Origin of the sequence: Rhodococcus sp. NPDC057529 (assembly GCF_042802055.1) — a bacterium.
Classification (GTDB): domain Bacteria; phylum Actinomycetota; class Actinomycetes; order Mycobacteriales; family Mycobacteriaceae; genus Rhodococcus_F.
The window spans coordinates 197,762-221,057 of record NZ_JBHVEY010000004.1; the positions used below are offsets into that span (position 1 = coordinate 197,762).

The window sequence follows — 23,296 nt, forward strand, 5'->3', positions numbered from 1 at the left end:
CGGCCTGATCGGTTTGTGGGCTCCGGTGTGGGTTGGGGCGCGGGTAGTCGTGCAGACGTCGGTGGGGGTCTTTGGGGAGGGGCCGGTCACCGTCTTCGGGGCGGGGACCGCCACTTCTCACGGTGCGAGGCCGCGCGCTGTGAACTTTACGTACTTTAATCTTCATGTAATGGACTGTTGTCCAATAGTTTTCGATTCAACTGGGTGAAAAGTGCTGCCACAGTGACACATGCCACAAGATCGCGTCCGTTTCGGGCGTTTCGTCGTTCTCCGCCCGTAAGGTGTCGACATGTCGTCGATCCTCGAGAACGAGAAAGCACCCCCATCCGGTGCCCCCGCCCCCGGACCGACCCGTGGCGAAAGGTGGCGAGATAACGCGCGATACGACCTACCCGCATCGCTCGTCGTCTTCCTCGTCGCCCTACCGCTGTCGCTCGGCATCGCCATCGCGTCCGACGCCCCGATCATGGCGGGACTCATCGCCGCGATCGTCGGCGGTGTGGTCGCGGGTTCCGTCGGTGGGGCACCGCTCCAGGTCAGCGGTCCGGCCGCCGGATTGACCGTGGTGGTAGCCGAATTGGTCGCCACGTTCGGCTGGAAGGCAACGTGTGCGATCACCGTCGCCGCCGGATTCCTTCAAATCATCTTCGGGCTCAGTAAGATTGCCCGCGCCGCCCTGGCCATCGCGCCGGTCGTCGTCCACGCCATGCTGGCCGGCATCGGAATCACGATCGCCCTCCAGCAGATTCACGTCCTCCTCGGCGGCAGTTCCCACAGCTCGACCGTCGAGAACATCACCCAGCTGCCCGGGCAGCTGATATCCGCCCGGTACGGCGACGTTCTCGTGGGGGCGGTGGTCATCGTCGTCCTGTTGTTCTGGAAGAAGACGCCCGGCAAGCTGAAGGTTCTTCCGGGGCCGCTGGTCGCCGTCGTCGCCGCCACCGTTCTGTCCCTGGTTCTTCCGTTCGAGCTCGATCGAATCACGTTGGACGGCTCCCTGTTCGACGCCGTGGCGCTTCCCTCGATGCCGGAAGGCCCGTGGCTCGCCGTGGCCACCGGTGTGCTCACGGTCGCGCTGATCGCCAGCGTCGAGAGCCTGCTCTCCGCCGTCGCCGTCGACAAGATGCACGGCGGGACCCGGTCGGAATTCAATCGGGAACTCGTCGGGCAGGGCTCGGCCAACATGGTCTCGGGTCTCATCGGCGGCCTGCCGGTCACCGGTGTCATCGTGCGCAGCTCCACCAACGTCGCCGCCGGGGCGAAGACCCGGGCGTCCGCCGTGCTGCACGGCGTCTGGATCCTCGTCTTCGCCGCACTGCTCACCGCGCTGGTCGAGCAGATCCCGATGGCCGCGCTCGCTGGACTGCTCATCGTGATCGGCATCCAGCTCGTCAAGATGGCGCACCTGCGCACGGCCCGCCGCACCGGCGACCTGTGGGTGTACGGCGTGACCGTGGCCGGTGTGGTCTTCCTGAACCTGCTCGAGGGCGTGATCATCGGTCTCGCACTCGCGGTGGTCCTGCTGCTGTGGCGGGTCATCCACCCCAGGATGCGCGCCGAACCCATCGGATCCGAGGACTCCGGGCGGTGGCGCGTGACCGTCGAGGGGTCGTGCAGCTTCCTGTCCATGCCCGCACTGACCGGGCTGCTCGCGAAGGTTCCCGCGGGCGCACACGTCACCGTGGAACTGGCGGTCGACTTCCTCGACCACGCCATGTTCGAAGCGATCGACGACTGGAAGCGGCACTACGAGAACAACGGCGGAACCGTCGTGATCGACGCGCTCGGTCCCGTCGACATGGACGCCGTGGGTGCGTCGCCGCCCCGACGCGGCGTCGGCGTGGCGAGCCCCCGCGGGTTCGCTCCGTGGAAGAGCTGGCAGCCGCGGCACCACGAGACCGCGGAGACCACCACACCGGCGGCGCTGCGACCCGTCCTCGCCGGAGTGTCGGAGTACCACCGGCGCCACGCGGCGCAACTGCAGCCGCACCTCGACGACCTGCGGGACGGGCAGCGCCCCGACTCGCTGTTCCTCACCTGCTCCGATTCACGAATCGTGCCGAACGTCATCACCAGCAGCGGTCCCGGCGACCTCTTCACGGTGCGCAACGTGGGCAACCTCGTCCCGACCGGGAAGCAGGACGTGTCCGTCGAAGCGGGCCTGGCCTTCGCGCTCGACGAACTCGAGGTCAGCTCGGTGATCGTGTGCGGCCACTCCGGCTGCGGCGCGATGAAGGCCATCCTGGCAGTGGCGCAGGCGGACACGGACGGATCCGAGGGGGCCGTCGAGCAGTGGCTGACGTTCGCGCAGCCGAGCCGCACGGCGTTCCTCGGCGGTCACCCGGTGGCGCGGGCAGCGGCGGAACTGGGATTCGACGAAGTCGACCAGCTGGGCATGGTCAACGTGGCGGTCCAGGTGCAAACCCTCGGGCGCCATCCCCTCGTCGGCGCGGCGGCGGCCGAGGGCCGAGTACGCGTCGCGGGAATGTTCTTCGACATTCCGTCCGCGCGCGTACTCGAGATCACCTCGACCGGTGTGTCCTACCTGGACCACGTGCCGACATGATTCAGAGGAGATGGACCCTCTTGTAGAGGCGCTTCGACGGGCCGCCGACGAGGCCGACGCCATCGAGGAACTGCATCAACTTGGAACCGGACGTCCGGACGGTGTCCTTGTAGTGCTGGTTGCTCTTGGCCTCGGCGGCGGCCCGCTTCGGGTCGAGGCCGGCGTTCTCGTAGACCTCTTTGCGGATCATGCTCTTCATCACGAAGTACACGACCGCGGCGGTGTTGAGCCGCTCGATCTGGAGGCGGGCCCAGCTGGCGCCCTGGATGCGCCGTCCGACCTCCTCGCGGGCGAAGCGGATGTGGCGGGCCTCTTCGAGGACGTGGATCTTGCTCACCGTGCGGGTGACGGGCTGCACGCGCTCGTCCTTCATGAAGTCGCGCTGCATCATGTCGAGGATCTCCTCGGCGGCCATCACGCTGGCATACGCGTTGGCGCCCCGGAAGAAGCCGCCCCAGATACGTCCGAGCTTGTGGATCACCGGGTGGGGGCCGTAGCTCGGCATGTTCAGGCGTTCGCCCGCGCGGGCGAACATCACCGAGTGGCGGCACTCGTCCGCGACCTCGGTGAGGGCGAACTGGACGTGCCGCGAGTGCTTGTCGCGGCCGTACACGTCGCGCAGGAGCATCTGCATGAGGAGGATCTCGAACCACAGTCCGACGCTGGAGACGCTGGCGGCCTCGTGCTTGGTGAGTTCGATCCTCTGCTCGTCGGTCATCTCGTCCCAGAGGGCCGTGCCGTAGAGCGTGCTCCACTCGGGGGTGAGACCGAACTTGTCCTCGGGGATCGGTGCTTCCCAGTCGACCTCGACCATCGGGTCGTAGGACTTGCGTGCCGACGACGCCAGCAAGCGCTGGGCGGTCTCTTCGCGGTCGGAGACGACGATCGATGCGGTCATCACTACCCCTTGATCTGTGACTGGTTGATCTGTGATTTGGGCGATCAACTAACTGTGACATTCAGTTACTGATACTGAACGATACAGCGACGACGGTCACAAGGGCAATGTCCGCTCAGTCGATCTCGGCCAGTTCCTGCGGCGATTCGGCCCTCGGTGCGGACCCCTTCCGCCCGGGCGCCCACACCGCGAGCAGCAGTGATGCGCCGAACAGCACGCAAGCCAGCACGATGGACGCCTCGTCGAAACCCTTCAGGAACGAATCCCGCGCGAACGTGGCCAATTGCTCACCCTGCGGGCCGGCGACGTCGGCGACCTGCAGTGCCGCCGCCAGCGAACTCGACACCGGCTCCTTCGCGGCCTCCGGGACGGCGTCGACCGCGGGCTGCACATGTCTGCCGTAACCCGCGGCCAGGACGCTGCCCGCGAGCGCGACCCCGATGGCCGAGCCGATCTCGCGCGCCGTGTCGTTGACGGCCGACGCGACACCCTGCTTCTCGTCGGGAGTGTTCTGCACGATGGCCGACGTCGCGGGCGCCGTGCACAGTCCGATGCCGAACGCGGCCACGATGAGCGGGGCGCAGACCTCCGCGTAGCTCGAATGCGCGTCGAGCCGCACCAGCAGCAGAATGCCCAGACCGAGCAGCGCGGAGCCGGATGCGAGCAGCGGCCGCAGCCCGACGTGCGGGACGAGCATCGGCATGACCGCGGACATCGCCACCACCGGCACGGCGAGGGGGGCGAGCGCGAGCGCCGACTGCAGAGGGGAATAGTTCAGCACCAGTTGCAGGTACTGGACGAGCAGGAAGAACAGGCCGAGTGAGGCGAGAAACTGCAACAGGAGCGACATCGACCCCGAGCCGAACGCACGGTTGGCGAACAGCCGGACGTCGAGCAGGGGATGTTTCCTGCGGAGTTCCACGAGGGCGAACGCGGCCGCAGCGGCGAGTCCGCCGACGAGCAGTCCGAGCACGACGGGATCCAGCCAGCCGCGCTGCGGCGCCTCGATGGTTCCCAGGACGAACAGGCCGACCGCGGCGGCGATCAGTCCGGTGCCGGGAAGGTCCAGCGGTGGTCGCTCCGTTTCCCGGGACGACGAGATGGTGAAGCCCGTGACGAAGATCAGCGCGGACACCACGGTGAGGCCGATGAAGATGGCGTGCCACGACCATTTCTCGAGCAGGAATCCGGAGACCAGCAGGCCGGCGATCGCTCCGGAACCGGCGACGCCCGACCAGATGCCCACGGCCCGGCCGCGGTGTGCCGGTGGAAAACCCGCCGTGAGCAGCGACAGTGTGGCCGGCATGACGAGGGCGGCGCCGACGCCCGCCATCGCCCGCGAGCCGATGATCCACTCGGGTGCGTCGTTGACGAGGGGGATGGAGGTGGAGGCACCGAAGATCAGCAGTCCGATCATGAGCAGCCCACGCCTGCCGTACCGGTCGCCGAGCGCGCCCGCCGGAAGCAGCAGGGCGGCCAGCGTCAGGGTGTAGCCGTCGACGATCCACGTCAGCTGACTCTGCGTCGCGCCGGTGTCGCGGGCGAGGTCGGGGAGTGCGGTGTTGAGGGCCGCCATCGCCGCGACGACGAGGGCGACGGCGCAGCACGACACCGTGAGCATCCAGATCTGCCGCGGGGTCCAGCCGGCGACGTTGCTCTGTTCGGTGTCCTGGGGTGGTGCCGAGTCCCGAGAGCGCACGATGAATCCCTCCGTGGAAGAAACGAGACTGTCAGTATCGTTGGTAGACTGGCAGTTCACAAGAGGTCGGGCAGTGGCAGGAACGGGCGGTGCAGATGACCGAGCAGGATCCCCGCAGGCAGCGCTCGCGTGCGCGACTGCTCGACGCCGCGACAACTCTCCTCGCGAAAGGCGGCACGGACGCCGTCACCATCGACGCCGTCACCACACTGGCGAAGGTGGCTCGTGCCACGCTCTACCGGCATTTCGACAACGGCACCGAACTGGTGGCCGCGGCGTTCGGGCGGTTGATACCGCCGGCCCCGACGGTGCCCGCCGAAGGCGACCTCCGGGACCGCCTGGTCGAATTGATGGTCAGTCAGGCGAAACTCATCGAGAGTGCCCCCATGAACGTGACGGCGATGTGCTGGCTGGGCATGGGCCCCGCGCTGGACGACTACTCGAGCGCGGACGCCGCCCAGGCGGACAAACCGGAACTGCGGACGCTCCGGCAGACGATCGTCGCGCAGTACCGGGCGGCATTCGACCAGGTCTTCGGCACACCCGAGGCGGCGGAACGCCTCGGAAAGTTCGACTACGACCTCGCCCTCGCCCAGCTCCTCGGACCGCTCGTCTTCACCCGCCTCGCCACCCTCACCCCGCTCGGACGCGCCGCGTGTGAGCAGATCGTCGACGACTTCCTCGCAGCCCGCGCCGCCCAGGTCGAAGCCGGTGCCCGACCGCCGGCGCTGCGCGAGATACCGCCTGCTCAGGCATTATGACGTCGACAGCGCAGGCTGCCGTCATTACCGTGGCAGTGCGCGCGGCACCCGACGCCGCGCCTGTCTGATGAATGGTGTGGGAAGGTTTTTCGATGATCACTGATGCACTCAACTGGCTCCTCGGTGCGTGGGGCGGCGTCGCCGCCGGCAGCAGCGGATACTCCATCCCGCCCGGAACCCTTCCCTTCGGAAGCTGACGCTCGTCAGGCGTCCCGGTTACGGCGCAGCACGAACTGCTCGAGCCTGCGTATCCCTCGAACGCGTCGTGGGCGTAACTGTTTGAGGTAGTAATCGGGAGCGCCGTCGAGTTCGTGGGCGAGTTCCTCGTCGATCAGCACCGTGCCGGGACGCGCCGAACCGGTGAGTCTCGCCGCGGTGTTGACGACGGAACCGTAGAGGTCGCCGAACCGGACGAGAACCGGACCCATCGCGAGACCGACCCGCAGTTCGGGGTCCGTCTCGTCCGGCAGGACCCGCTCCTGGAGCTGCAAGGCGATCTCCGCCGCATCCGCCGGCGATTCGACGGCGAACATCACCTCGTCGCCGACCGTCTTCACCACCCACCCCTGATGCCCGCCGATCACCGTCGTCGAGGCCGACTCGAACCGTTCCAGCAGGTCCGCCAGATCCCGGGCACCGAGCTGACGCGTCAGCGACGTGTACCCGACGATGTCCGCGAACCCGACCACCAGGTTCCGGCTCGCGACCTCCTCGCCGGGATTGCCCACGTTGCGGCCCGTGGTCGAGGCGACGTGCCTACGCCACACGTACGCCTGCAGCGACTCGACCGCCGGAAGGATCTCGGCGGTGAGACCCCGCACCTGCTCCCGGATCGCCTGCTCGTCGCTGCCCGCCGAGCCCGCGAGCTGATCGACGATGTGCGTGCTGATCAGCGACACCTGCCATTCGGCGAGTCGCGACAGCGACTGGCCCAGAGCGCGGGCCGCCGCCACTTCGCGTTCCGGCGAGATGATCCCGCGGTCGACGAGCGACGCGATGGTCCGCAGCGCGGCGGCGTCCCCCTCGGTGAACATGACGCTGTCCGGGTCGATGTCGACCGCGAATCCCATCGATACCCACAGGCGGTCCGCCCGATCGAGGGACACCCCCGCGATGTCGGCGATCTCGGCCCGCGTGTACCGGCGGGGGCCGCCCAGCAGCGACTCCTCGAGATCGGCCTGGACGTCGCGGAGCAGGGTCGGTGAGATCTCCGTCGGCGCTGACGTCTCGTCGCCGTTCTCCGGTGCTTCCGAGGTCACGTCGTTCCTCTCGTTACGTTCGATGCGGAGCCGTCGGTGGTGTGTGCAAGAGTTGCGGTGCTCACGAGAGTAACCAGGAGACAGACCAGAAAGGACAGCGCATGCCGCCCCGTAGACGTTCCGGCGCCGCCGCACCGGATCACCTGACCGCGGAGAATCTCGAGACCCTCGCTGCCGCGATCGCGGAAGGCAAGCGGGCCACCGTGTATCTGCGCGAGGCGATGCCCAGCCTCGGGCTCGAGGCCGGAGCCTCGGCGAAAGTCATCTCCGTGCAAGGCAATACGGTCTTGATCCGCCCCAAGGGTGTCGACGACGAGCTCCCCTTCGAAGCCGAGGAGCTTCTGATGAGACGCATTCCGGCGCCCAAGCCGGCGCCCGCCGCCAAGTCTGCCCCCGCCGCGCCGGTCGTGCACCAGGAGATCGAACCGGGTCCGCCGCCCGCCCCCAAGACGCCCGCGGCGAAGACCGTCGCGGTGCCGCAGCCGGCCGCCGCCGCGGTCCCGAAACCCGCCGCGGCACCGGCCAAACGCACCGCCAAGAAGGTGCCGGCCGGAGTCAGCGTCACCATCCACGCGGGCGCCGACAACGACTGGAGCGTCACCGTCGCGCACGGAGCCAAGCGTCCCGGCAAAGCCGTCCCCGTGTCACCGGACGCCGTCGAGCGTGCCGTCCGGGAACTCGGCGAGGAGACGGCGATCGAGGCCGTCGAGTCGATCATCGTGGCGGCCCGCAACCTCGCCGCCGCCCGGGTCGACGAGTTGAGCCGGCAACTCGAGGACGCCCGGAAAGCGCTGGAGGCCCTCGGCGCGGGCGACTAGTACCGGAGCGGGCAACGGCCGCGGTCTCTACATCGGCATTTCCGCACGCAGGGCCTGTGCGGGTGGGATTCTTATGGAGAGACACGCGGCCGTCGGGGCTCATCCGGGAAGGTTCGAAAAATGTTGAAACGATTCGCGGCGGTTGTTGCGGCGACAGCGGGAATTCTGGGATTCGTTGCGGCAGGGACCGCGACAGCAGCTCCGGCCGCCGTCATGGGGGGCGGTTCGGGGATCGTGGTGAACGACGAACTGGTCTGTTCACTCACCACCATCGGGCACGACAATGCGGGCAGGCTCGTCGGCCTGACGGCGGGCCACTGCGGCGAGGTCGGCTCGTACGTGGTGCCCGAGGCCAGTCAGGACAGCGGCATCATCGGGAAGTTCGTCATCTCCAACCCCGCGCTCGACTACGCGGTGATCCAGTTCGATCCGGCGAAGGTCGTCCCGGTCAACCGGGTCGGCGGCGTCACCATCACCCGGATCGGCGCCCCGGCAGCGTTCCCGCAGGTGGCGTGCAAGGAAGGTCGAACCACGGGCAACACGTGCGGCATCGTCTACGGCGACCTCATGCAGACGGGGGAGACGTGGACCCAGGCCTGCGTGATCGAAGGTGACTCGGGCGCACCGATGGTCGTCGGCACCACCCTCGTCGCCATGGTCAACGCCTATCTCGCGGCCCCGTGCATCGGCCCGGAGATCGGCACCAACCTCAACTCGATCGTCGCCGACATGAACGCGAACGCCGGTCCCGGCGCCGGGTTCCGGCCCATTTAGGCGCCTCCGGCGCCCGTGAGTGCTTAACGAGTCTCTGGACTCGTCAACCACTCACGGGCGCGGAGCGCCTATCCGCAGACGGCGCCACCCGAGGCGGAACCGACGAGCTTCGTGTACTTGGCCAGGACCCCGCGGGTGTAGCGCGGGGGCAGCGGCTCCCACCCGTTCTTGCGGCCGGCGAGTTCCTCCTCGTCGACGAGCAGTTCCAGCGTGCCCTTTCCGACGTCCAGGCGGATCTGGTCGCCGTCACGCACGAACGCGATCGGACCGCCGTCGACGGCCTCCGGTGCCACGTGCCCGACGCACAGGCCGGTGGTGCCGCCGGAGAATCGGCCGTCGGTGAGCAGCAGGACGTCCTTGCCGAGGCCTGCGCCCTTGATGGCGCCGGTGATCGCGAGCATCTCGCGCATGCCGGGACCGCCCTTGGGACCCTCGTAGCGGATGACGACGACGTCGCCGCCAGTGATGGTGCCGTCCTCGAGGGCGTCCATCGCGGCCCGCTCCCGTTCGAAGACGCGTGCCGTGCCGGTGAAGACGTCGGAGTCGAACCCGGCCGATTTCACCACCGCGCCGCCGGGGGCGAGGGAACCCTTGAGGATCGTGATGCCGCCGGTCGGGTGGATGGGCGAACTCATCGCCCGCAGCACCTTGCCGTCCGGGTCGGGCGGCGCGACGTCGGCCAGGTTCTCGGCCATCGTCCGGCCGGTGACGGTCAGGCAGTCGCCGTGCAGCATCCCGGCGTCGAGGAGGGCCTTCATGATGACGGGGACACCGCCGATGTGGTCGACGTCCTTCATCACGTGCTTGCCGAACGGTTTGACGTCCGCGAGGTGCGGGACCCGGGCGCCGACGCGGGAGAAGTCGTCGAGAGTCAACTCCACACCGGCTTCGCTGGCGATGGCCAGCAGGTGCAGGACGGCGTTGGTGGAGCCGCCGAACGCCATGACCACGGCGATGGCGTTCTCGAACGCCTCCTTGGTGAGAATGTCCCTGGCGGTGATGCCGCGGCGGAGCAGTTCGACGACGGCCTCGCCGCTGCGCCTCGCGAACCCGTCGCGACGACGGTCGGTGGCCGGCGGGGACGCGCTGCCCGGCAGCGACATGCCGAGCGCCTCGGCGGCGCTGGCCATCGTGTTCGCCGTGTACATGCCGCCGCACGCACCCTCGCCGGGGCAGATGGCGCGCTCGATGGCGTCGACGTCCTCGCGGCTCATCAGTCCGCGCGAACACGCGCCGACCGCCTCGAACGCGTCGATGATGGTGACGTCGAGTTCGGTGCCGTCGGACAGCTTGGCGACGCCCGGCAGGATCGACCCCGCGTAAAGGAACACGCTCGACAGGTCGAGGCGGGCCGCGGCCATCAGCATGCCGGGTAGCGACTTGTCGCAACCGGCGAGCAGCACGGACCCGTCGAGGCGTTCGGCCTGCATCACCGTTTCCACGCTGTCGGCGATCACCTCACGGGACACGAGGGAGAAGTGCATGCCCTCGTGTCCCATCGAGATGCCGTCGGAGACGGAGATGGTGCCGAACTCGAGGGGATACCCGCCCGCGGCGTGGACGCCGTCCTTGACGGCCTTCGCGAGCCGGTCGAGCGACAGGTTGCAGGGGGTGATCTCGTTCCACGACGACGCCACGCCGATCTGGGATTTTCCCCAGTCGTCGTCGCCCATGCCCACCGCACGGAGCATGCCGCGTGCTGCGGTCTTCTCCAGTCCGTCGGTGACGTCGCGGCTGCGGGGTTTCGGATCCGGAGTACTCATGCATCCCAGCGTAGGCGGGACCCTCGGGCGCGGTTGGTTAAATGCGTTGCCGGGGATCGCGACCGGTCAGGGCGATCAGGCGATCCTGCAGCGGCGCGTCGCCGGGTACGTCGACGGGGTCGGCGAACAGTCCGCTCTCGGAGAGCATCTCGCGCTGGCCGTCGAGGTCCGACCAGACCCCGGCGACGAGTTGCGGGTCGAGTGTGTCGTCGGATCCGGTGGCCTTGGCGAGGTCCCAGGCGTGGATGGTGACGTCGGCGGTCTGCTGCCGCAGGTACGGCTCGAGCGGCACCGTGCCGTAGGACAGGTGCACGTGCGTCTGCGGGTCGGTCGACGACCACGCGCGGATGGCCGCGTCCGAATACCGCTGCCATTCCGCCCGCATGTCGCCGTGCAGGGGTTCGATGTCCGGGGTCGCCTCACCGACCGTCTTCCCGGCGAGCAGCGGGGGAACCCACTGCTGTTCCTCGATGACGTGCCGCACCAGGTGGGTGACGTCCCATTCGCGGTCCGGTGTCGGCGCCGACCAGTCGGTGATCGCGGCGACCCGCGCACCGAACTCGCGGTGGGCGATGCGGGCGAGTTCGAACCAGTCGAATGCCATGCCTTCAGGGTAGAGGCAGCCGGGTCACGATCAGCGCGATTCCAAACGATGCACCTGTCGGAGTGCTCGGGAAGGATGGGGCGCATGACCAACATCCCCACCGTGCAGTTGTCCGAAGGCCTCACCGTCAGTGCGCAGGGCTACGGCGCCATGTCCGTCGCCCCCGTGTACGGGCCCGTCGATCCCGCGGAGGCGCTCGCGACCCTCCACCACGCCATCGACATCGGTGTGACGTTCATCGACACGGCCAACGTGTACGGCGACGGCGCGAGCGAGATCGCGGTGGGCACGGTGCTGAAGGAACGCCGCGACGAGGTGCAGTTGGCCACCAAGTTCGGTCTCGTCGGCAACATCGCGAACGGCAGGCGCAGCATCAACGGCAAGCCCGAGTACGTGGGGCAGGCCCTCGACGAATCGCTGAGCCGGCTCGGTGTCGACACCGTCGACCTGTACTACCTGCACCGGGTCGACCCCGAGGTGCCCATCGAGGACACCGTCGGCGCGATCGCGGAGCAGGTGAAGGCCGGGAAGGTCCGCCACATCGGACTGTCGGAGGCGACCGGCGACGAACTGCGCCGCGCGTCGCGGGTGCATCCCATCGCCGCGATCCAGAGCGAGTGGAGCATCTGGAGTCGCGACGTCGAGAAGCACGTGGTTCCCGCGGCGGCGGAACTGGGCATCGGCTTCGTGCCGTACTCGCCCGTGGGCCGTGGCTTCCTCACCGGAACGTACGACCCGGCCGTGCTGGGCGACAAGGACCTGCGTCGCCGGTTCCCGCGTTTCGGGGACGACGCGCTGCCGTCGAACCTGAAGGTGCTCGACGTCGTCCGCGAGGTGGCCGCCGAACTCGACGCGACGCCCGCCCAGGTGTCGCTGGCGTGGCTGGACGCGAAGGGCCGCGAGTTCGGGTTGCCGTCCGTGTCGATTCCCGGCACGCGATTCGCGGCTCGTGTGACGGAGAACGCAGGTGCGGTCGCGCTCACCCTGACCGAGGGACAGATCGCGCGTCTGGACCTGCTCGCGGACCTCACCGTCGGCGAGCGCACGGCCGATCCGACCTGGGTGTCGCTGGGCCGCGAGTGACGTCACCCAGCGGGTAATACCTGCTGGCGGGTAGTTTGATCTGCGATGAGCAGAGTGTGGTTGGTGTGGGGCGTCGGGGTTGTCGCATATATCGTCGCCGTCCTGCATCGAACCTCGTTCGGTGTGTCGGGCCTCGCGGCGTCGGATCGATTTTCGATCAGCCCGAGTGTGCTGTCGAGCTTCGTCGTACTTCAGATCGTGGTGTACGCGGGGATGCAGATCCCGGCAGGCGTGCTCCTCGACCGGTACGGGTCGCGGGTCATGATCGCTGCCGGCGCTCTCATCATGGCGTCGGCGCAGATGTTGCTCGCGCTCACCGACTCGCTGCCGCTGGCCGTCGCCGCGCGCGTCTTCGTCGGCGTCGGCGATGCGATGACGTTCATCTCCGTGCTGCGCCTGGTTCCGCAATGGTTCGCGCCGCGGCGGGTCCCGCTCGTGTCCCAGTTGACGGGCATCTTCGGTCAGATCGGCCAGATCCTGTCGGCGTTGCCGTTGATGCTGCTGCTGAACGGGCCGGGCTGGAGTTTCGCGTACGGCACGGCGGCGTCGCTCGGGTTGCTGTCCTTCGTGCTGGCCGTGTCCGTCATCCGCAATGCCCCGCCCGGTCTCGAGGTGGTGGCCGCGCCCGCCGGACTGCGGGAGGTGGGGACGCAGATCCGCGCGGTGTGGCGGCGGCACGGCACCCGGCTGGGCTTCTTCACCCACATGGGCACGCAGTTCTCGATGACGACGTTCGCGCTGCTGTGGGGTGTGCCGTACCTGAGGTCGGCGCAGGGGTTGTCGGCGGCCGAGGCCGGTTCGCTGCTCACCCTGTCGGTGATCTCGGCGATCGTGGCCGGGCCGATCATCGGCATCCTCAGCGGCCGGTTTCCGATGCGCCGCTCGTATCTGGTGCTGGCGATCATGATCAGCAACGCGGCGATGTGGACCGTGGTGCTGGCACTGCCGGGCCCGGCGCCGATCTGGTTGCTGGCGCTTCTGGTGATGGTGATCTCGGTGGGTGGCCCCGGTTCGATGATCGGCTTCGACTACGCCCGCATGTTCAACCCCAGCACCAGCATGGGTACCGCGCAGGGAATGGTCAACATCGGCGGCTTCCTGGCGTCGTTGCTGGTCATTCAGGCGATGGGGCTCATCCTCGACGCGATGGGCGGGTACTCGTTCGACAGTTTCCGGGTGGCCTGGCTCGTGCAGTATCCCGTCTGGATCGTGGCGATCACCGGGGTTCTGGTGACGCGGGGGAAGACGCGGAAGCAGATGGGACTGGTGCTGCGGCCGATCCGGCAGGTGTGGCGGGAGCGGGGCGATCGCCCGAAGGGCTAGTTACACTCTTACATGATGTGTAACACTATAACGCATGAGCAATGAGCGTTCGGAAGATCACGCCGTCCTGACGGCACCCCCGATGCAGTGGGACGCCTGGGGCGCGCCCGAGAAGCACAAGGTCCTCTCGGACGGCATCAAGGGGCTGCTGCAGCAGGCCCTCGGCGTCACCATCAGGGAACCCTCCGACCGGGCGGCCGACGACGCCGTCCTCGCTCCGAGCGCACTGTCCGACCAGCACGTCACCGCGCTTGCGGGCATCGTCGGAGAGCAGTTCGCCGGCACCGCACACACCGACCGGCTGCTGCGCTCCGGCGGCAAGAGCACGCTCGACCTGTTGCGCCGCCGCAGCACCGAACCCCAGAACGCGCCCGACGCCGTCGTCACCCCCGGCACCGACGCCGAGGTCGCCGACGTGCTCCGGTACTGCGCCGCCAACGGCATCGCCGTGGTCCCGTTCGGCGGCGGAACCAGCGTCGTCGGCGGACTCGACCCCGTGCGCGACCGGTTCGACGCCGTCGTCTCACTGGACCTGCGCCGGTTCGACTCGCTGATCGACCTCGACACCGACTCCGGCATCGCGACGCTCGGAGCGGGCGTGACCGGTCCGCTCGCCGAGGAACTGCTCGGCGCGCACGGCTTCTCGCTCGGGCACTTCCCGCAGAGTTTCATGTTCGCGACCATCGGCGGCTTCGCGGCCACCCGGTCGTCAGGGCAGGCGTCCGCGGGGTACGGGCGGTTCGAGGACATGGTGCAGGGACTGCGAGTGGTGACCCCCACCGGAACCCTCGACACGGGGCGTGCCCCGGCGTCCGCGGCAGGCCCGGACCTCGGCGAACTGTTCGTCGGGTCGGAGGGCACGCTCGGCGTCATCACCCGGGTGCGGGTGCGTGTGCACGCGGTCCCGGCCACCACGGTCCGGGAGGGCTGGCGGTTCCCCGACTTCGAGACCGGCGCGGCCGCACTGCGTGCGCTGCGGCAGGAGGGTGCGGTCCCGACCGTGCTGCGACTGTCCGACGAGGCGGAAACGGCAGTGAACCTGGCGACCACCGACAAGATCGGCGAGGAGACCGTCACCGGCGGCTGCCTGGCGATCACCACGTTCGAGGGCACCGCCGAGCACACCGCGGAACGGTCGGCGGAGGCCCGCGCGGTGCTGCAGGCGCACGGCGGCACGTCGCTGGGTGAGGAACCCGGAAACGGCTGGGAGCACGGTCGTTTCGACGCACCGTACCTGCGCGACTCGCTGCTCGACGCGGGAGCGCTGTGCGAGACGCTGGAAACCGCGACCACGTGGGGCAACCTCGCCGCCCTCCGCGCGGCGGTCACCACCGCGCTGACGGAATCGCTGTCGGCGCAGGGCACCCCGCCGCTCGTCCTCTGCCACATCTCGCACACGTACCCGACGGGCGCCTCGCTGTACTTCACCGTCGTGTCCGCGCAGGCGGACGACCCGATCGAGCAGTGGCGGAAGGCCAAGACCGCCGCCGGGGACGCGATCGTCGCCGCCGGCGGAACCATCACGCACCACCACGCGGTCGGCGTCGACCACCGCCCGTGGATGCGGGACGAGATCGGCGATCTGGGCGTCACGATTCTGCGGGCCGTCAAGGACGCCGTCGATCCCGCGGGAATCCTCAACCCCGGCAAGCTGATTCCGTGAGCACCCAGCAGGTGATCGAGAAGGTCACCGTCCTCGTCAACCCGCTCGCCGGGCACGGCCACGCACCGGTCGCCGGGCGCAAGGGGGTCGCGCGTCTGCGGGAACGCGGCGTCGCCGTCACCGAGATCATCGGGACGGACGCCGATCACGCGCGCGCCCTTGCCCGGCGGGCCATCGACGACGGCACCGACGCGCTCGTCGTCGTCGGGGGAGACGGCGCCATCAGCATCGGGTTGCAGGCGGCGGCGCAGTCCGGGACACCGGTCGGCCTGATTCCGGCCGGCACCGGCAACGACCATGCGCGCGAATTCGGCATCCCCGTCGGCGATCCCGTCGCGGCCGCCGACGTCATCGCGGACGGCGAGGTGCAGGAATCCGACCTCGCCAGGATCACCCTCGACGGCGGTGCGGTCGTGTGGGCGGGCACGATCGTCGCGAGCGGGTTCGACTCACTCGTCACCGACCGCGCCAACCGGATGTCCTGGCCGAAGGGCCCGATGCGGTACAACCTGGCGATGCTCGCCGAACTGACGCAACTCCGCCCGCTGCACTACCGCATCGAACTCGACGACCGGACCGTCGAGGTCGACGCGACACTGGTGGCCGTCGGCAACGGCCGCTCGTACGGCGGCGGGATGCAGATCTGCCCGAACGCGGACAAGACCGACGGACTACTCGACGTCACCGTCGTCGACCACGGTCGCCGGTCGAGGCTGGTCCGGTTGTTCCCCCGTGTGTACAAGGGCACCCACGTGGAGCTCCCCGACGTGCAGACCTACCGCTCGCGGACGGTGCGACTGCAGTGCGACGGCATCACGGCCTACGCGGACGGCGACCGCGTCGGCCCGCTGCCGGTCACCATCGAGGCGGTGCCTGCCGCGCTGCGGATCCTCAGCCACACCCCGGCCTGAGCGGTCACAGCCCGCGCAACCGGTCCATCTCGCGGCGTTCGCGTTTGGTGGGCCTGCCCGCGCCGCGGTCGCGCTGCGGGATCGACGCGAGGACCTCGCGCGGTGGGGGTGGTGGTGTGTTGTCGGTGTAGCACTCGACGGCCACCACCGCGCCGACTCGTTTGGTGATCGGCCGGATCACCTCGACGATCCGTTCGACACCGGCCGCGCGGATGCGGACCTCGTCGCCTGCCTTGACCGGCTGCGCCGGTTTCGCGGTGCTGCCGTTGACCCGCACATGCCCCGACCTGCACGCGGCCGCCGCCGCGGAACGCGTCTTGAACAGCCGGATCGCCCACGTCCAGCTGTCGACCCGGACGCTCGACGGGTCGGTACCGGAAATCGCCACCCGACCAGGATACGAAAGCGTGCCCGCAGGCGCGTCATCCGTCCGGCGGGGTGGGGCCGGGCCGCGCGAGGGCCGGTTGCACCGCCGGACCGGTGACGTCGCAATGCGGTTTGCACGCGATCGACTCCGGGACCGGACCGAGTGGAGTGGGAGACGGCGCGGCGGGCGCCCGGATCAGGGCGGCGGCGATGGCCGCCCCGACGAGAAGCAGTGCGATGCAGACGAACATCGCGATGCGGAAGCCGTCCGAGAAGCTGGTGGGGTCGAGCATGCTCTCGGCGTCGATCCCGGCGATCCCGGGGAGCGCGGCCACCGCCAGCAGCTGGCTGGTGCGCGCGACCGCGTTGTTCACCCCGGACGCGATACCCGACTGCTCCACCGGGACCGATCCGAGCACGGCCGCGGTGAGCGGCGCGACCATGGCGGACAGTCCGAGGCCGAACACGACGACGCCGGGAAGCACCACCGTCCAATAGCTCGCGTCCGGCCCGATCCGCGTCATCAACAGCAGGCCGACCGCTGCGAGGGCCGGCCCGACGGTCATCGGCAGTCGCGGGCCGTGGGTCTGGGCGTAGCTGCCGGCGCGGGAGGAGAACGCCAGCATCGCCAGCGTGATCGGGATGGTCGCCAGCCCGGCCTCGAGCGGCGAGTACCCGGCCACCAGCTGCAACTGCAGCACCAGCAGGAAGAAGACGCCGCCGAGCGCCGCGTACACGGCGAGCGTCACCAGGTTCGCCGCCACGAACATCCGCGACGCGAACAAGCTCGGCGGCACCAGCGCGTTCGGTGAACGCATTTCGACGACGACGAACGCGATCAGCACGACGGCGCCCACCACCCCGGCGATCAGGTTCATCTCGATCAGACCGTAGGTGAGCGCGCCGAGGCCGATCACCGCGCACGCCGAACCGAGTACGTCGAGGTGATCGGGCGGGTGCGGATCACGGCTCTCCGGAACGTGCCGCATCGACGCCCACACGACGAGCGCGGCGAGCGGAAGATTGAGCAGGAACACCGACCGCCAGCCGGCCACCTCCACCAGCCAGCCGCCCAGCAGCGGGCCGATGGCCCCCGCCACCCCGCCGAGCCCCGACCACAGTCCGATCGCGGCGCCCCGGTCGTCCTCGTGGATCGACGCCGAGATCAGCGCGAGACTGCCGGGGGTAAGCATCGCGGCCCCGACACCCTGCAGAATCCGGGCGATCACGAGGAAAGTGATGTCGGGCGCGATGCCGCACAGCAGGGACGCCGCCGCGAACCACACCGTCCCCCAGACGAAGACGCGGCGCCTGCCCCAGCGGTCCCCGAGCGCCCCGCCCAGCAGGATCAGCGACGCCAGGGCCAGGGTGTAGCCGCTGAGGATCCACTGCAGTCCCGCGACACCCGATCCGAGGTCCTCGCCGATGTGCGGCAGGGCGATGTTCACCACCGTGCCGTCCAGCAACGCAAGACTCGACCCGAGCACGGTGGCGAGGACGACCCACCGCCCCCGGCGGGTGCTCAGGCGCAGAACGGTCTCGGTCACCTCCCCATGGTGCGCTCCGATCCGCGCGGTGCGGCGCTCGTTGCGAATTCCGGCGCCGGCTTCGGCATACTCGACGTCGTGTGTGCGACGCCGCTGGACTACGGCAACGATCCGAACAGGATCTTCTCCACACTTGCCCTGTGACGGCCGTCCGCGTGCGACACTGACCGGCACGAACCTCGACAGACGGAGTACTCATGGACATCAAGCGCAAGGTCGCAGTCGGGGCCGTCGCGGTGGCCGGCCTGTCTCTCGTCGGCGCGGGGACGGCCGCGGCGGATCCGGTTCCGGCACCCATGCCCGTCCCGGTCCCCCTGCCGGTGCCCATGCCTGCCGGTACGTACGTGGGAACGACCAACCTTCCCGGTGCCGACCTGATCTGGAAGGGAAAGACGTTCGGGCGCGGGTGGGTCATGGACAACTTCGGGGTGTTCTTCCCCTACGTCTTCGGCATGACCACACCGGAACCGGGCGGCTCCCTCGTCACCGACTACAGCCCGTCCGGGCTGAATTTCCTCACCGACCGGATCACCCCGAGGCCGGACGGGACCTACGAGGGCACCGTCTACATCAACGGCAACCCCGTGGCCGGATACGCCCTGCACAAGTAGGGCGGTCGACGGCTACACCTTCGACGACGCGAGCGATTCGGTGGGAACCGCGTTCGGCGCCGAGGGCACGGCGCGGCGGGTGGGGATCGCCAGGGTGATGGCCGCGGCGACGAGCGCGACACCGCACCCGATCAGCAGACCGGTCCGGAATCCGCCCTCGGTGGGCAGGCTGTGACCCGCGACCTGCACGCTCATCTGCGCGAGAACCACGCCGACGACGGCCGCGGACACCGACGTGCCCACCGAACGCATCAGCGAGTTCACGCTGTTCGCAGACGCCGTCGCGGACTGCGGCACGGCGCTCATCACGAGCGCGGGCATCGCACCGTAGGCGAGACCGACGCCCGCGCCGCAGATGCAGGTCACCACCACCAGACCCCACGTCGACCCCATCAGGAACATCGACGATCCGTAGCCGAGGGCGATGACGAGGCTGCCGACGAGCAGCGTGACCTTCGGTCCGCGGGTCGACGACAGCTTGGCGCCGAACGGGGACACCGCCATCATCATCAGGCCCGACGGGGCCATCCACAGGCCCATCGCCAGCATCGACTGTCCCAGTCCGTATCCCGTCGACGCCGGCAACTGCAGGAGTTGCGGAACGATCAGCGACTGCGCGTACATCGCGAAGCCGACGACGACGGACGCGGCGTTGGTCAGCAGCACCTGGCGTCCCGCGATGACCCGCAGGTCGACGAGGGGCTGCGGGGTGCGGAGTTCCCACCAGCCCCACGCCGTCAGCACGATGACCGTGGCCGCGAACAGGCCGAGGGTGGTGCCGCTCGCCCAGCCCCAGTCGGCGCCCTTGGACACGGCCAGCAGCAGGCACACCAGTCCGACGCCGAGCCCGATCGCCCCGACGGGATCGAAGCGGCCCCGGGTGCCGTGCACCGGGGTGGCGGGCACGAAGAACCAGAGCAGCACGGCGATCACCGCGCTGAGCCCGGCGGCGCCCCAGAACAGCACCCGCCAGCTGGCGTTCTCGGCGACCGTCGCGGCGAGCGGCAGGCCTAGGGCGCCGCCGATGCCCATCGACGAGCTCATCAGGGCGATGGAGGAGTGCAGGCGCTCTGGCGGCAGCAGGTCCCGCAGAGCGCTGATTCCCAGTGGGATCAGACCCACCCCGACGCCCTGCAGTCCGCGGCCGATCACCATCGGGGCCAGGGTCGTCGCGAGCGCGCAGACCACCGAGCCCAGGACGAGCGGCACCGTGCAGATCAGCATCATTCGACGCTTGCCGTAGAGGTCGCCGAGACGTCCCGTGACCGGGGTGGCCACGGCGCCGGCGAGCAGCGTCGCAGTGATCACCCAGGACGCGTTGGAGGCGGTCGTGCCGAGGAGCCGGGGCAGGTCACCGATCAGCGGCACCACGAGGGTCTGCATGAGTGCGGCGACGATGCCGGTGAATGCCAGCACGGCGACGAGGCCGCCCGGGCGGACGACGGGCGTCGGACTGTCCACGCGAATCTCCTTGACGTTGCGAAACACAATTTGTGCACCATACACAGACTATGCATGGTGCACAACGTATGTATCCTGCATATTGGTCAGGAGGGGCGTCTTCCGAGGTAGGCGGCGGTGAGGCCGTACGCGACCACGGCGGCCACGGACACTCCCGTGGACGTCCACCCCCACGAGTCCGGCCACGGCGTGGTCCCCGATGTGGTGAGCGGCGTGTACGCCGTCCACCCGTAGTCGACGACCAGCGGGACGGTGAGCGCGGCGGGGATCGCCAGCGCCGCCGCACTGACCGGTCCGCTCGACGGCAGGCTCGACGCGAACGTGTACGTGGCCGCGAGCGGAAGGAGCAGCCACATCGCGCCGAGTTGCAGGTTGTCCCACGGCGGGCGCTCGAACACTGCCGACGCGGCCACCACCGCGAGCGCCGCGATGCCGAGAACCGGCCGCGGGAAACGCCGTCCGAGCACGGCGCCCGCGAGTGCCAGTGCCGCGGGCACCAGCAGCCACGGCCAGGAGTCCAGGAACGCAGACCTTCCGATGCCGCCCGTGGCGACGAGCGCCATCGCGGCGAGCAGCACGATCCCGGTGCGGCCCTCCAGCCACAGCGCGGCGGCGATCACCACCGCGACGAGGACGATCCCGAACACCCACCGGCCCGGCATTCCGCCGTCGGAATCCACGTCCCACGCCTGGTGAACGAACCACCAGCACAGCACCAGCCCGACCAGCGGCACCCCGATCCCGGCGACGACGGCGCGCCTGCTCACCGCGAGGTCCGCCCGCTCGCCGAAGTCGCCGGACCGCAACGCCACGGCCAGAACCACGGCCGTGAGCGCGAGGACGACCAGCGCCGCCGCATCGACGGTGGGTTCGGAAAGGTAGTCCGCGTAGCGCCGGGGAAGGGATGTCCGGATGTGCTCGATCGGTCCGCCGAGAAGGATCCCGGTGACGACACCCGTCGCGAGTGCGGTCTGCAACCACTCGAGGTCGGCGGCGGCGCACAGTCCGACGAGACCACCGAGCAGAAGTCCCGCAGCGACGCCGCCGAGGTACATCTCGAAGTCCCCAAGCCCGATCGAACGGGCGACGCCCAGCAGTACGAGGCCGGCGAACGACAGCGCCGACAGGCCCCGCTGGGCACGAACCAGCACCGTCACCAGGACTGCGACGACCGCCGCGAGGGTGGCACCGGCGGCGGGATCGAGATACGACACGTCCAGGACCTCACGGCCCACGACGAACACGAACCCGCCGGACCCGGTGGACGTCAACGCAATTCCCGCGACGAACCCGCCCAGCAGCAGGCACACGTGCGAGATCCGGAAAGTCATCCTCCGAGCATCGCGTACGGGTGTCGGCCTTGAAGTGACCGACGCGCAGGAGAAAGCTGGACGTCGTCGAAGTGCGCACGGCGGAGAAGGGGTGATCGGCTTGGTCATCGACAACGACGTCTACAACCGGGTGGGAGAGTCGTGGTGGGACGAGGACAACCCGCTCAACCTGCTGCACGGAAGCCTGACGCCGGGACGATTCGCCTACTTCCGCGAGGTGCTCGGCGAGACGATCGGTGGTGACTATCGCGGTCTGCGCGCCCTCGACGTCGGGTCGGGTGGCGGGTTCCTCGCGGAGGAGTTCACCCGCGTCGGTTTCCGCGTGACGGGCATCGATCCCTCTTCGGTGTCGATCGACACCGCGCGCCGTCACGCCGACCGCGCGGACCTCGACATCGAGTACCGCATCGGGTCGGGCGAGCGACTCCCCGTGCCGGACTCCACGTTCGACGTCGTCTACTGCTGCGACGTCCTCGAGCACGTGTCGGATCTGGGCGAAGTGATCGCCGAGACGTCCCGCGTGCTGAAACCCGGGGGCCTGTACCTGTTCGACACCATCAACCGCACGTTCGTCAGCAAGCTCGTCGCCATCAAGCTCATGCAGGAGTGGCGGATGACGCGGATGTTCGACACCCCCATCCACGACTGGTCGATGTGCATCCGCCCCGCGGAACTGACGGCGATCCTGGAGCGCTGCGATCTGCGGCTCGGCGAGATCGTCGGGCTCGGTCCGCGGTCGAGGAACCCCCTCCGGCTCCTCGACCTCGCCCGGGCGGGCGGAACCCGGCTCAGCTACGGCGAGCTGAGCCGCCGCCTCGACTTCGGGCGGATCCGGAGCACGTCCATGTCCTACATGGGATACGCCGTCGCGAACGGCGAAAGCCCGCCGCGACCACGCGACGGGCTTCCGGAGGGGCAGAATCAGCTGTAGTCGTAGAAGCCCTTGCCGCTCTTCTTGCCGAGGTGCCCGGCATCCACCTTGCGCTTGAGCAGCGTCGGGGGAGCGTAGTGCGGCTCGGCGAACTCCGCGTACAGCGACTCCGCCGCGGCGAGCGTGATGTCGAGACCGACGGTGTCGATCAGCGTCAGCGGACCCATCGGGTACCCGCAGCCGCCCTTCATGGCCTCGTCGATGTCCTCGGCGGTGGCGTAACCCGACTCGAGCATCCGGACCGCCGACGTGAGGTACGGGATGAGCAGCGCGTTCACGATGAATCCCGCGCGGTCACCGGCCCGCACCGTCTTCTTGCGCAGCGTGTTCTTCGCGTAGTCGGTGACCGCGGTGACGGTCTCCTCCGACGTGACGAGGCTGACCACGATCTCCACCAGCGGCATCACCGGCACCGGGTTGAAGAAGTGGACGCCCACGACCTGCCCGGGACGCTGCGTGGCGTTGGCCATCTTGATCAGCGGGATGGACGACGTGTTGGACGCGAGGATGCCGGACGGCTTCACGACCTTGTCGAGCTTCTGGAAGATGTCGACCTTGAGGGATTCGATCTCCGGCGCCGCCTCGATGACGAGGTCGCGGTCGGCGAAGTCGTCGATGTCGAGGGTGACCCGCACCCGGGCGAGCGCGGCATCCGCGGCCTCCTGGTCGAGCTTGCCCGCCTTGACCCCGCGGGCGAGGGACTTCTCGATCCGGGCCTGCGCGGCCTCGGCGAACTCCGGCTTCGTCTCGAGGATGAGAACCGAGCTGCCGGCCTTGATGCATACCTCGGCGATGCCGGCACCCATGGTGCCGCCGCCGATCACGCCTACTAGTTCCACAAATTCTCCTCACGTAGCCGTGGGGGGGTGGGGGGGCCCGGGGAGCCAGAAACAAAAAAAGGGGGGGTGGACGACCCCCCCCCCAACA

21 protein-coding genes are annotated in these 23,296 nt (G+C 69.1%); 11 read left to right on the forward strand and 10 right to left on the reverse strand.

Features of this window, described 5'->3' with window-relative positions; genetic code table 11:
• The first annotated feature begins 289 nt into the window (after positions 1 to 289).
• The gene (locus ACFU5V_RS09475; protein WP_378698671.1) at positions 290 to 2,566 is read left to right on the forward strand and encodes a SulP family inorganic anion transporter; all 2,277 of its coding nucleotides are present in this window, start codon (positions 290 to 292) and stop codon (positions 2,564 to 2,566) included.
• 1 nt (position 2,567) lies between these two features.
• On the opposite strand, the gene ACFU5V_RS09480 is transcribed toward ACFU5V_RS09475, so the two are convergent.
• Together ACFU5V_RS09480 and ACFU5V_RS09485 are read right to left on the reverse strand one after the other, a co-directional pair.
• Positions 2,568 to 3,464, reverse strand: a complete 897-nt coding sequence (locus ACFU5V_RS09480; RefSeq protein ID WP_378698673.1) for a diiron oxygenase — start codon at positions 3,462 to 3,464, stop codon at positions 2,568 to 2,570.
• 115 nt (positions 3,465 to 3,579) lie between these two features.
• On the reverse strand, positions 3,580 to 5,163 hold the full coding sequence (locus ACFU5V_RS09485; RefSeq protein WP_378698675.1) for an MFS transporter: 1,584 nt from the start codon (positions 5,161 to 5,163) through the stop codon (positions 3,580 to 3,582).
• 89 nt (positions 5,164 to 5,252) lie between these two features.
• Here ACFU5V_RS09485 and ACFU5V_RS09490 point away from each other — a divergent pair, with 89 nt between their 5' ends.
• The gene (locus tag ACFU5V_RS09490) at positions 5,253 to 5,924 is read left to right on the forward strand and encodes a TetR/AcrR family transcriptional regulator (protein ID WP_378436541.1); all 672 of its coding nucleotides are present in this window, start codon (positions 5,253 to 5,255) and stop codon (positions 5,922 to 5,924) included.
• A 203-nt stretch (positions 5,925 to 6,127) separates the two neighbouring features.
• On the opposite strand, the gene ACFU5V_RS09495 is transcribed toward ACFU5V_RS09490, so the two are convergent.
• Positions 6,128 to 7,183 carry an adenylate/guanylate cyclase domain-containing protein gene (locus ACFU5V_RS09495; protein WP_378436543.1) on the reverse strand — a complete coding sequence of 352 codons (1,056 nt, stop codon included), beginning with the start codon at positions 7,181 to 7,183 and terminating at the stop codon, positions 6,128 to 6,130.
• A 101-nt stretch (positions 7,184 to 7,284) separates the two neighbouring features.
• Here ACFU5V_RS09495 and ACFU5V_RS09500 point away from each other — a divergent pair, with 101 nt between their 5' ends.
• Positions 7,285 to 8,001 (forward strand): DUF6319 family protein, encoded by a 717-nt coding sequence (locus ACFU5V_RS09500; protein ID WP_378436545.1) that lies wholly within the window; start codon positions 7,285 to 7,287, stop codon positions 7,999 to 8,001.
• A 120-nt stretch (positions 8,002 to 8,121) separates the two neighbouring features.
• Complete coding sequence (locus tag ACFU5V_RS09505) at positions 8,122 to 8,775, forward strand: S1 family peptidase (protein WP_095863423.1); 654 nt, start codon at positions 8,122 to 8,124, stop codon at positions 8,773 to 8,775.
• A 68-nt stretch (positions 8,776 to 8,843) separates the two neighbouring features.
• Here the strand turns inward: ACFU5V_RS09505 and ilvD are convergent, their stop codons facing one another.
• Together ilvD and ACFU5V_RS09515 are read right to left on the reverse strand one after the other, a co-directional pair.
• A complete protein-coding gene (gene ilvD / locus ACFU5V_RS09510) occupies positions 8,844 to 10,538 on the reverse strand; it encodes a dihydroxy-acid dehydratase (RefSeq protein WP_378698677.1) in 1,695 nt (564 codons plus the stop codon).
• Between the two features lie 37 nt (positions 10,539 to 10,575).
• A complete protein-coding gene (locus tag ACFU5V_RS09515) occupies positions 10,576 to 11,142 on the reverse strand; it encodes a TIGR03086 family metal-binding protein (protein ID WP_219456930.1) in 567 nt (188 codons plus the stop codon).
• Between the two features lie 84 nt (positions 11,143 to 11,226).
• Here ACFU5V_RS09515 and ACFU5V_RS09520 point away from each other — a divergent pair, with 84 nt between their 5' ends.
• The 4 genes from ACFU5V_RS09520 to ACFU5V_RS09535 all read left to right on the forward strand — a co-directional run bounded on the left by ACFU5V_RS09520 (position 11,227) and on the right by ACFU5V_RS09535 (position 16,122).
• Positions 11,227 to 12,225, forward strand: a complete 999-nt coding sequence (locus ACFU5V_RS09520; RefSeq protein ID WP_095863426.1) for an aldo/keto reductase — start codon at positions 11,227 to 11,229, stop codon at positions 12,223 to 12,225.
• Positions 12,226 to 12,270: 45 nt separating this feature from the next.
• Positions 12,271 to 13,548 carry a nitrate/nitrite transporter gene (locus ACFU5V_RS09525; RefSeq protein ID WP_378436552.1) on the forward strand — a complete coding sequence of 426 codons (1,278 nt, stop codon included), beginning with the start codon at positions 12,271 to 12,273 and terminating at the stop codon, positions 13,546 to 13,548.
• Positions 13,549 to 13,630: 82 nt separating this feature from the next.
• Positions 13,631 to 15,211, forward strand: coding sequence for an FAD-binding oxidoreductase (locus tag ACFU5V_RS09530; protein ID WP_378699071.1), 1,581 nt, complete (start codon positions 13,631 to 13,633; stop codon positions 15,209 to 15,211).
• Positions 15,208 to 16,122, forward strand: a complete 915-nt coding sequence (locus tag ACFU5V_RS09535) for a diacylglycerol kinase (RefSeq protein ID WP_378698680.1) — start codon at positions 15,208 to 15,210, stop codon at positions 16,120 to 16,122. The genes ACFU5V_RS09530 and ACFU5V_RS09535 overlap by 4 nt, the downstream gene beginning before the upstream one ends.
• A 4-nt stretch (positions 16,123 to 16,126) precedes the next feature.
• Here ACFU5V_RS09535 and ACFU5V_RS09540 read toward each other — a convergent pair whose 3' ends face one another.
• Both ACFU5V_RS09540 and ACFU5V_RS09545 read right to left on the reverse strand, forming a co-directional pair.
• Complete coding sequence (locus ACFU5V_RS09540) at positions 16,127 to 16,510, reverse strand: RNA-binding S4 domain-containing protein (protein ID WP_015888907.1); 384 nt, start codon at positions 16,508 to 16,510, stop codon at positions 16,127 to 16,129.
• Positions 16,511 to 16,544: 34 nt separating this feature from the next.
• Positions 16,545 to 18,035, reverse strand: a complete 1,491-nt coding sequence (locus tag ACFU5V_RS09545; protein ID WP_378698682.1) for an MFS transporter — start codon at positions 18,033 to 18,035, stop codon at positions 16,545 to 16,547.
• Positions 18,036 to 18,041: 6 nt separating this feature from the next.
• Between ACFU5V_RS09545 and ACFU5V_RS09550 the strand changes: the two genes are divergently transcribed.
• Both ACFU5V_RS09550 and ACFU5V_RS09555 read left to right on the forward strand, forming a co-directional pair.
• The gene (locus ACFU5V_RS09550; protein ID WP_378436559.1) at positions 18,042 to 18,179 is read left to right on the forward strand and encodes a hypothetical protein; all 138 of its coding nucleotides are present in this window, start codon (positions 18,042 to 18,044) and stop codon (positions 18,177 to 18,179) included.
• 53 nt (positions 18,180 to 18,232) lie between these two features.
• Positions 18,233 to 18,646 carry a hypothetical protein gene (locus ACFU5V_RS09555; protein ID WP_378436561.1) on the forward strand — a complete coding sequence of 138 codons (414 nt, stop codon included), beginning with the start codon at positions 18,233 to 18,235 and terminating at the stop codon, positions 18,644 to 18,646.
• A 12-nt stretch (positions 18,647 to 18,658) separates the two neighbouring features.
• Here ACFU5V_RS09555 and ACFU5V_RS09560 read toward each other — a convergent pair whose 3' ends face one another.
• On the reverse strand, positions 18,659 to 20,107 hold the full coding sequence (locus ACFU5V_RS09560; protein WP_378698684.1) for an MFS transporter: 1,449 nt from the start codon (positions 20,105 to 20,107) through the stop codon (positions 18,659 to 18,661).
• An 86-nt stretch (positions 20,108 to 20,193) separates the two neighbouring features.
• On the reverse strand, positions 20,194 to 21,438 hold the full coding sequence (locus ACFU5V_RS09565) for a hypothetical protein (protein ID WP_378698686.1): 1,245 nt from the start codon (positions 21,436 to 21,438) through the stop codon (positions 20,194 to 20,196).
• 91 nt (positions 21,439 to 21,529) lie between these two features.
• On the opposite strand from ACFU5V_RS09565, the gene ubiG reads away from it, so the two are divergent.
• Positions 21,530 to 22,369, forward strand: a complete 840-nt coding sequence (ubiG, locus tag ACFU5V_RS09570) for a bifunctional 2-polyprenyl-6-hydroxyphenol methylase/3-demethylubiquinol 3-O-methyltransferase UbiG (RefSeq protein ID WP_378698688.1) — start codon at positions 21,530 to 21,532, stop codon at positions 22,367 to 22,369.
• On the opposite strand, the gene ACFU5V_RS09575 is transcribed toward ubiG, so the two are convergent.
• On the reverse strand, positions 22,360 to 23,208 hold the full coding sequence (locus ACFU5V_RS09575; RefSeq protein ID WP_072944635.1) for a 3-hydroxybutyryl-CoA dehydrogenase: 849 nt from the start codon (positions 23,206 to 23,208) through the stop codon (positions 22,360 to 22,362). The two genes, ubiG and ACFU5V_RS09575, sit on opposite strands and share 10 nt — an antisense overlap.
• Between the last annotated feature and the right edge of the window lie 88 nt (positions 23,209 to 23,296).

Excerpts from the sequence above, each read along its gene's own strand:
- ilvD (WP_378698677.1), bottom strand. The coding sequence starts at position 10,538 with ATGAGTACTCCGGATCCGAAACCCCGCAGCCGCGACGTCACCGACGGA.
- ACFU5V_RS09530 (WP_378699071.1), top strand. The coding sequence starts at position 13,631 with ATGCAGTGGGACGCCTGGGGCGCGCCCGAGAAGCACAAGGTCCTCTCG.
- ACFU5V_RS09505 (WP_095863423.1), top strand. The coding sequence starts at position 8,122 with ATGTTGAAACGATTCGCGGCGGTTGTTGCGGCGACAGCGGGAATTCTG.
- ACFU5V_RS09515 (WP_219456930.1), bottom strand. The coding sequence starts at position 11,142 with ATGGCATTCGACTGGTTCGAACTCGCCCGCATCGCCCACCGCGAGTTC.
- ACFU5V_RS09555 (WP_378436561.1), top strand. The coding sequence starts at position 18,233 with ATGGACATCAAGCGCAAGGTCGCAGTCGGGGCCGTCGCGGTGGCCGGC.
- ACFU5V_RS09475 (WP_378698671.1), top strand. The coding sequence starts at position 290 with ATGTCGTCGATCCTCGAGAACGAGAAAGCACCCCCATCCGGTGCCCCC.
- ACFU5V_RS09480 (WP_378698673.1), bottom strand. The coding sequence starts at position 3,464 with ATGACCGCATCGATCGTCGTCTCCGACCGCGAAGAGACCGCCCAGCGC.
- ACFU5V_RS09565 (WP_378698686.1), bottom strand. The coding sequence starts at position 21,438 with ATGACTTTCCGGATCTCGCACGTGTGCCTGCTGCTGGGCGGGTTCGTC.
- ACFU5V_RS09520 (WP_095863426.1), top strand. The coding sequence starts at position 11,227 with ATGACCAACATCCCCACCGTGCAGTTGTCCGAAGGCCTCACCGTCAGT.
- ACFU5V_RS09500 (WP_378436545.1), top strand. The coding sequence starts at position 7,285 with ATGCCGCCCCGTAGACGTTCCGGCGCCGCCGCACCGGATCACCTGACC.
- ACFU5V_RS09525 (WP_378436552.1), top strand. The coding sequence starts at position 12,271 with ATGAGCAGAGTGTGGTTGGTGTGGGGCGTCGGGGTTGTCGCATATATC.
- ACFU5V_RS09550 (WP_378436559.1), top strand. The coding sequence starts at position 18,042 with ATGGTGCGCTCCGATCCGCGCGGTGCGGCGCTCGTTGCGAATTCCGGC.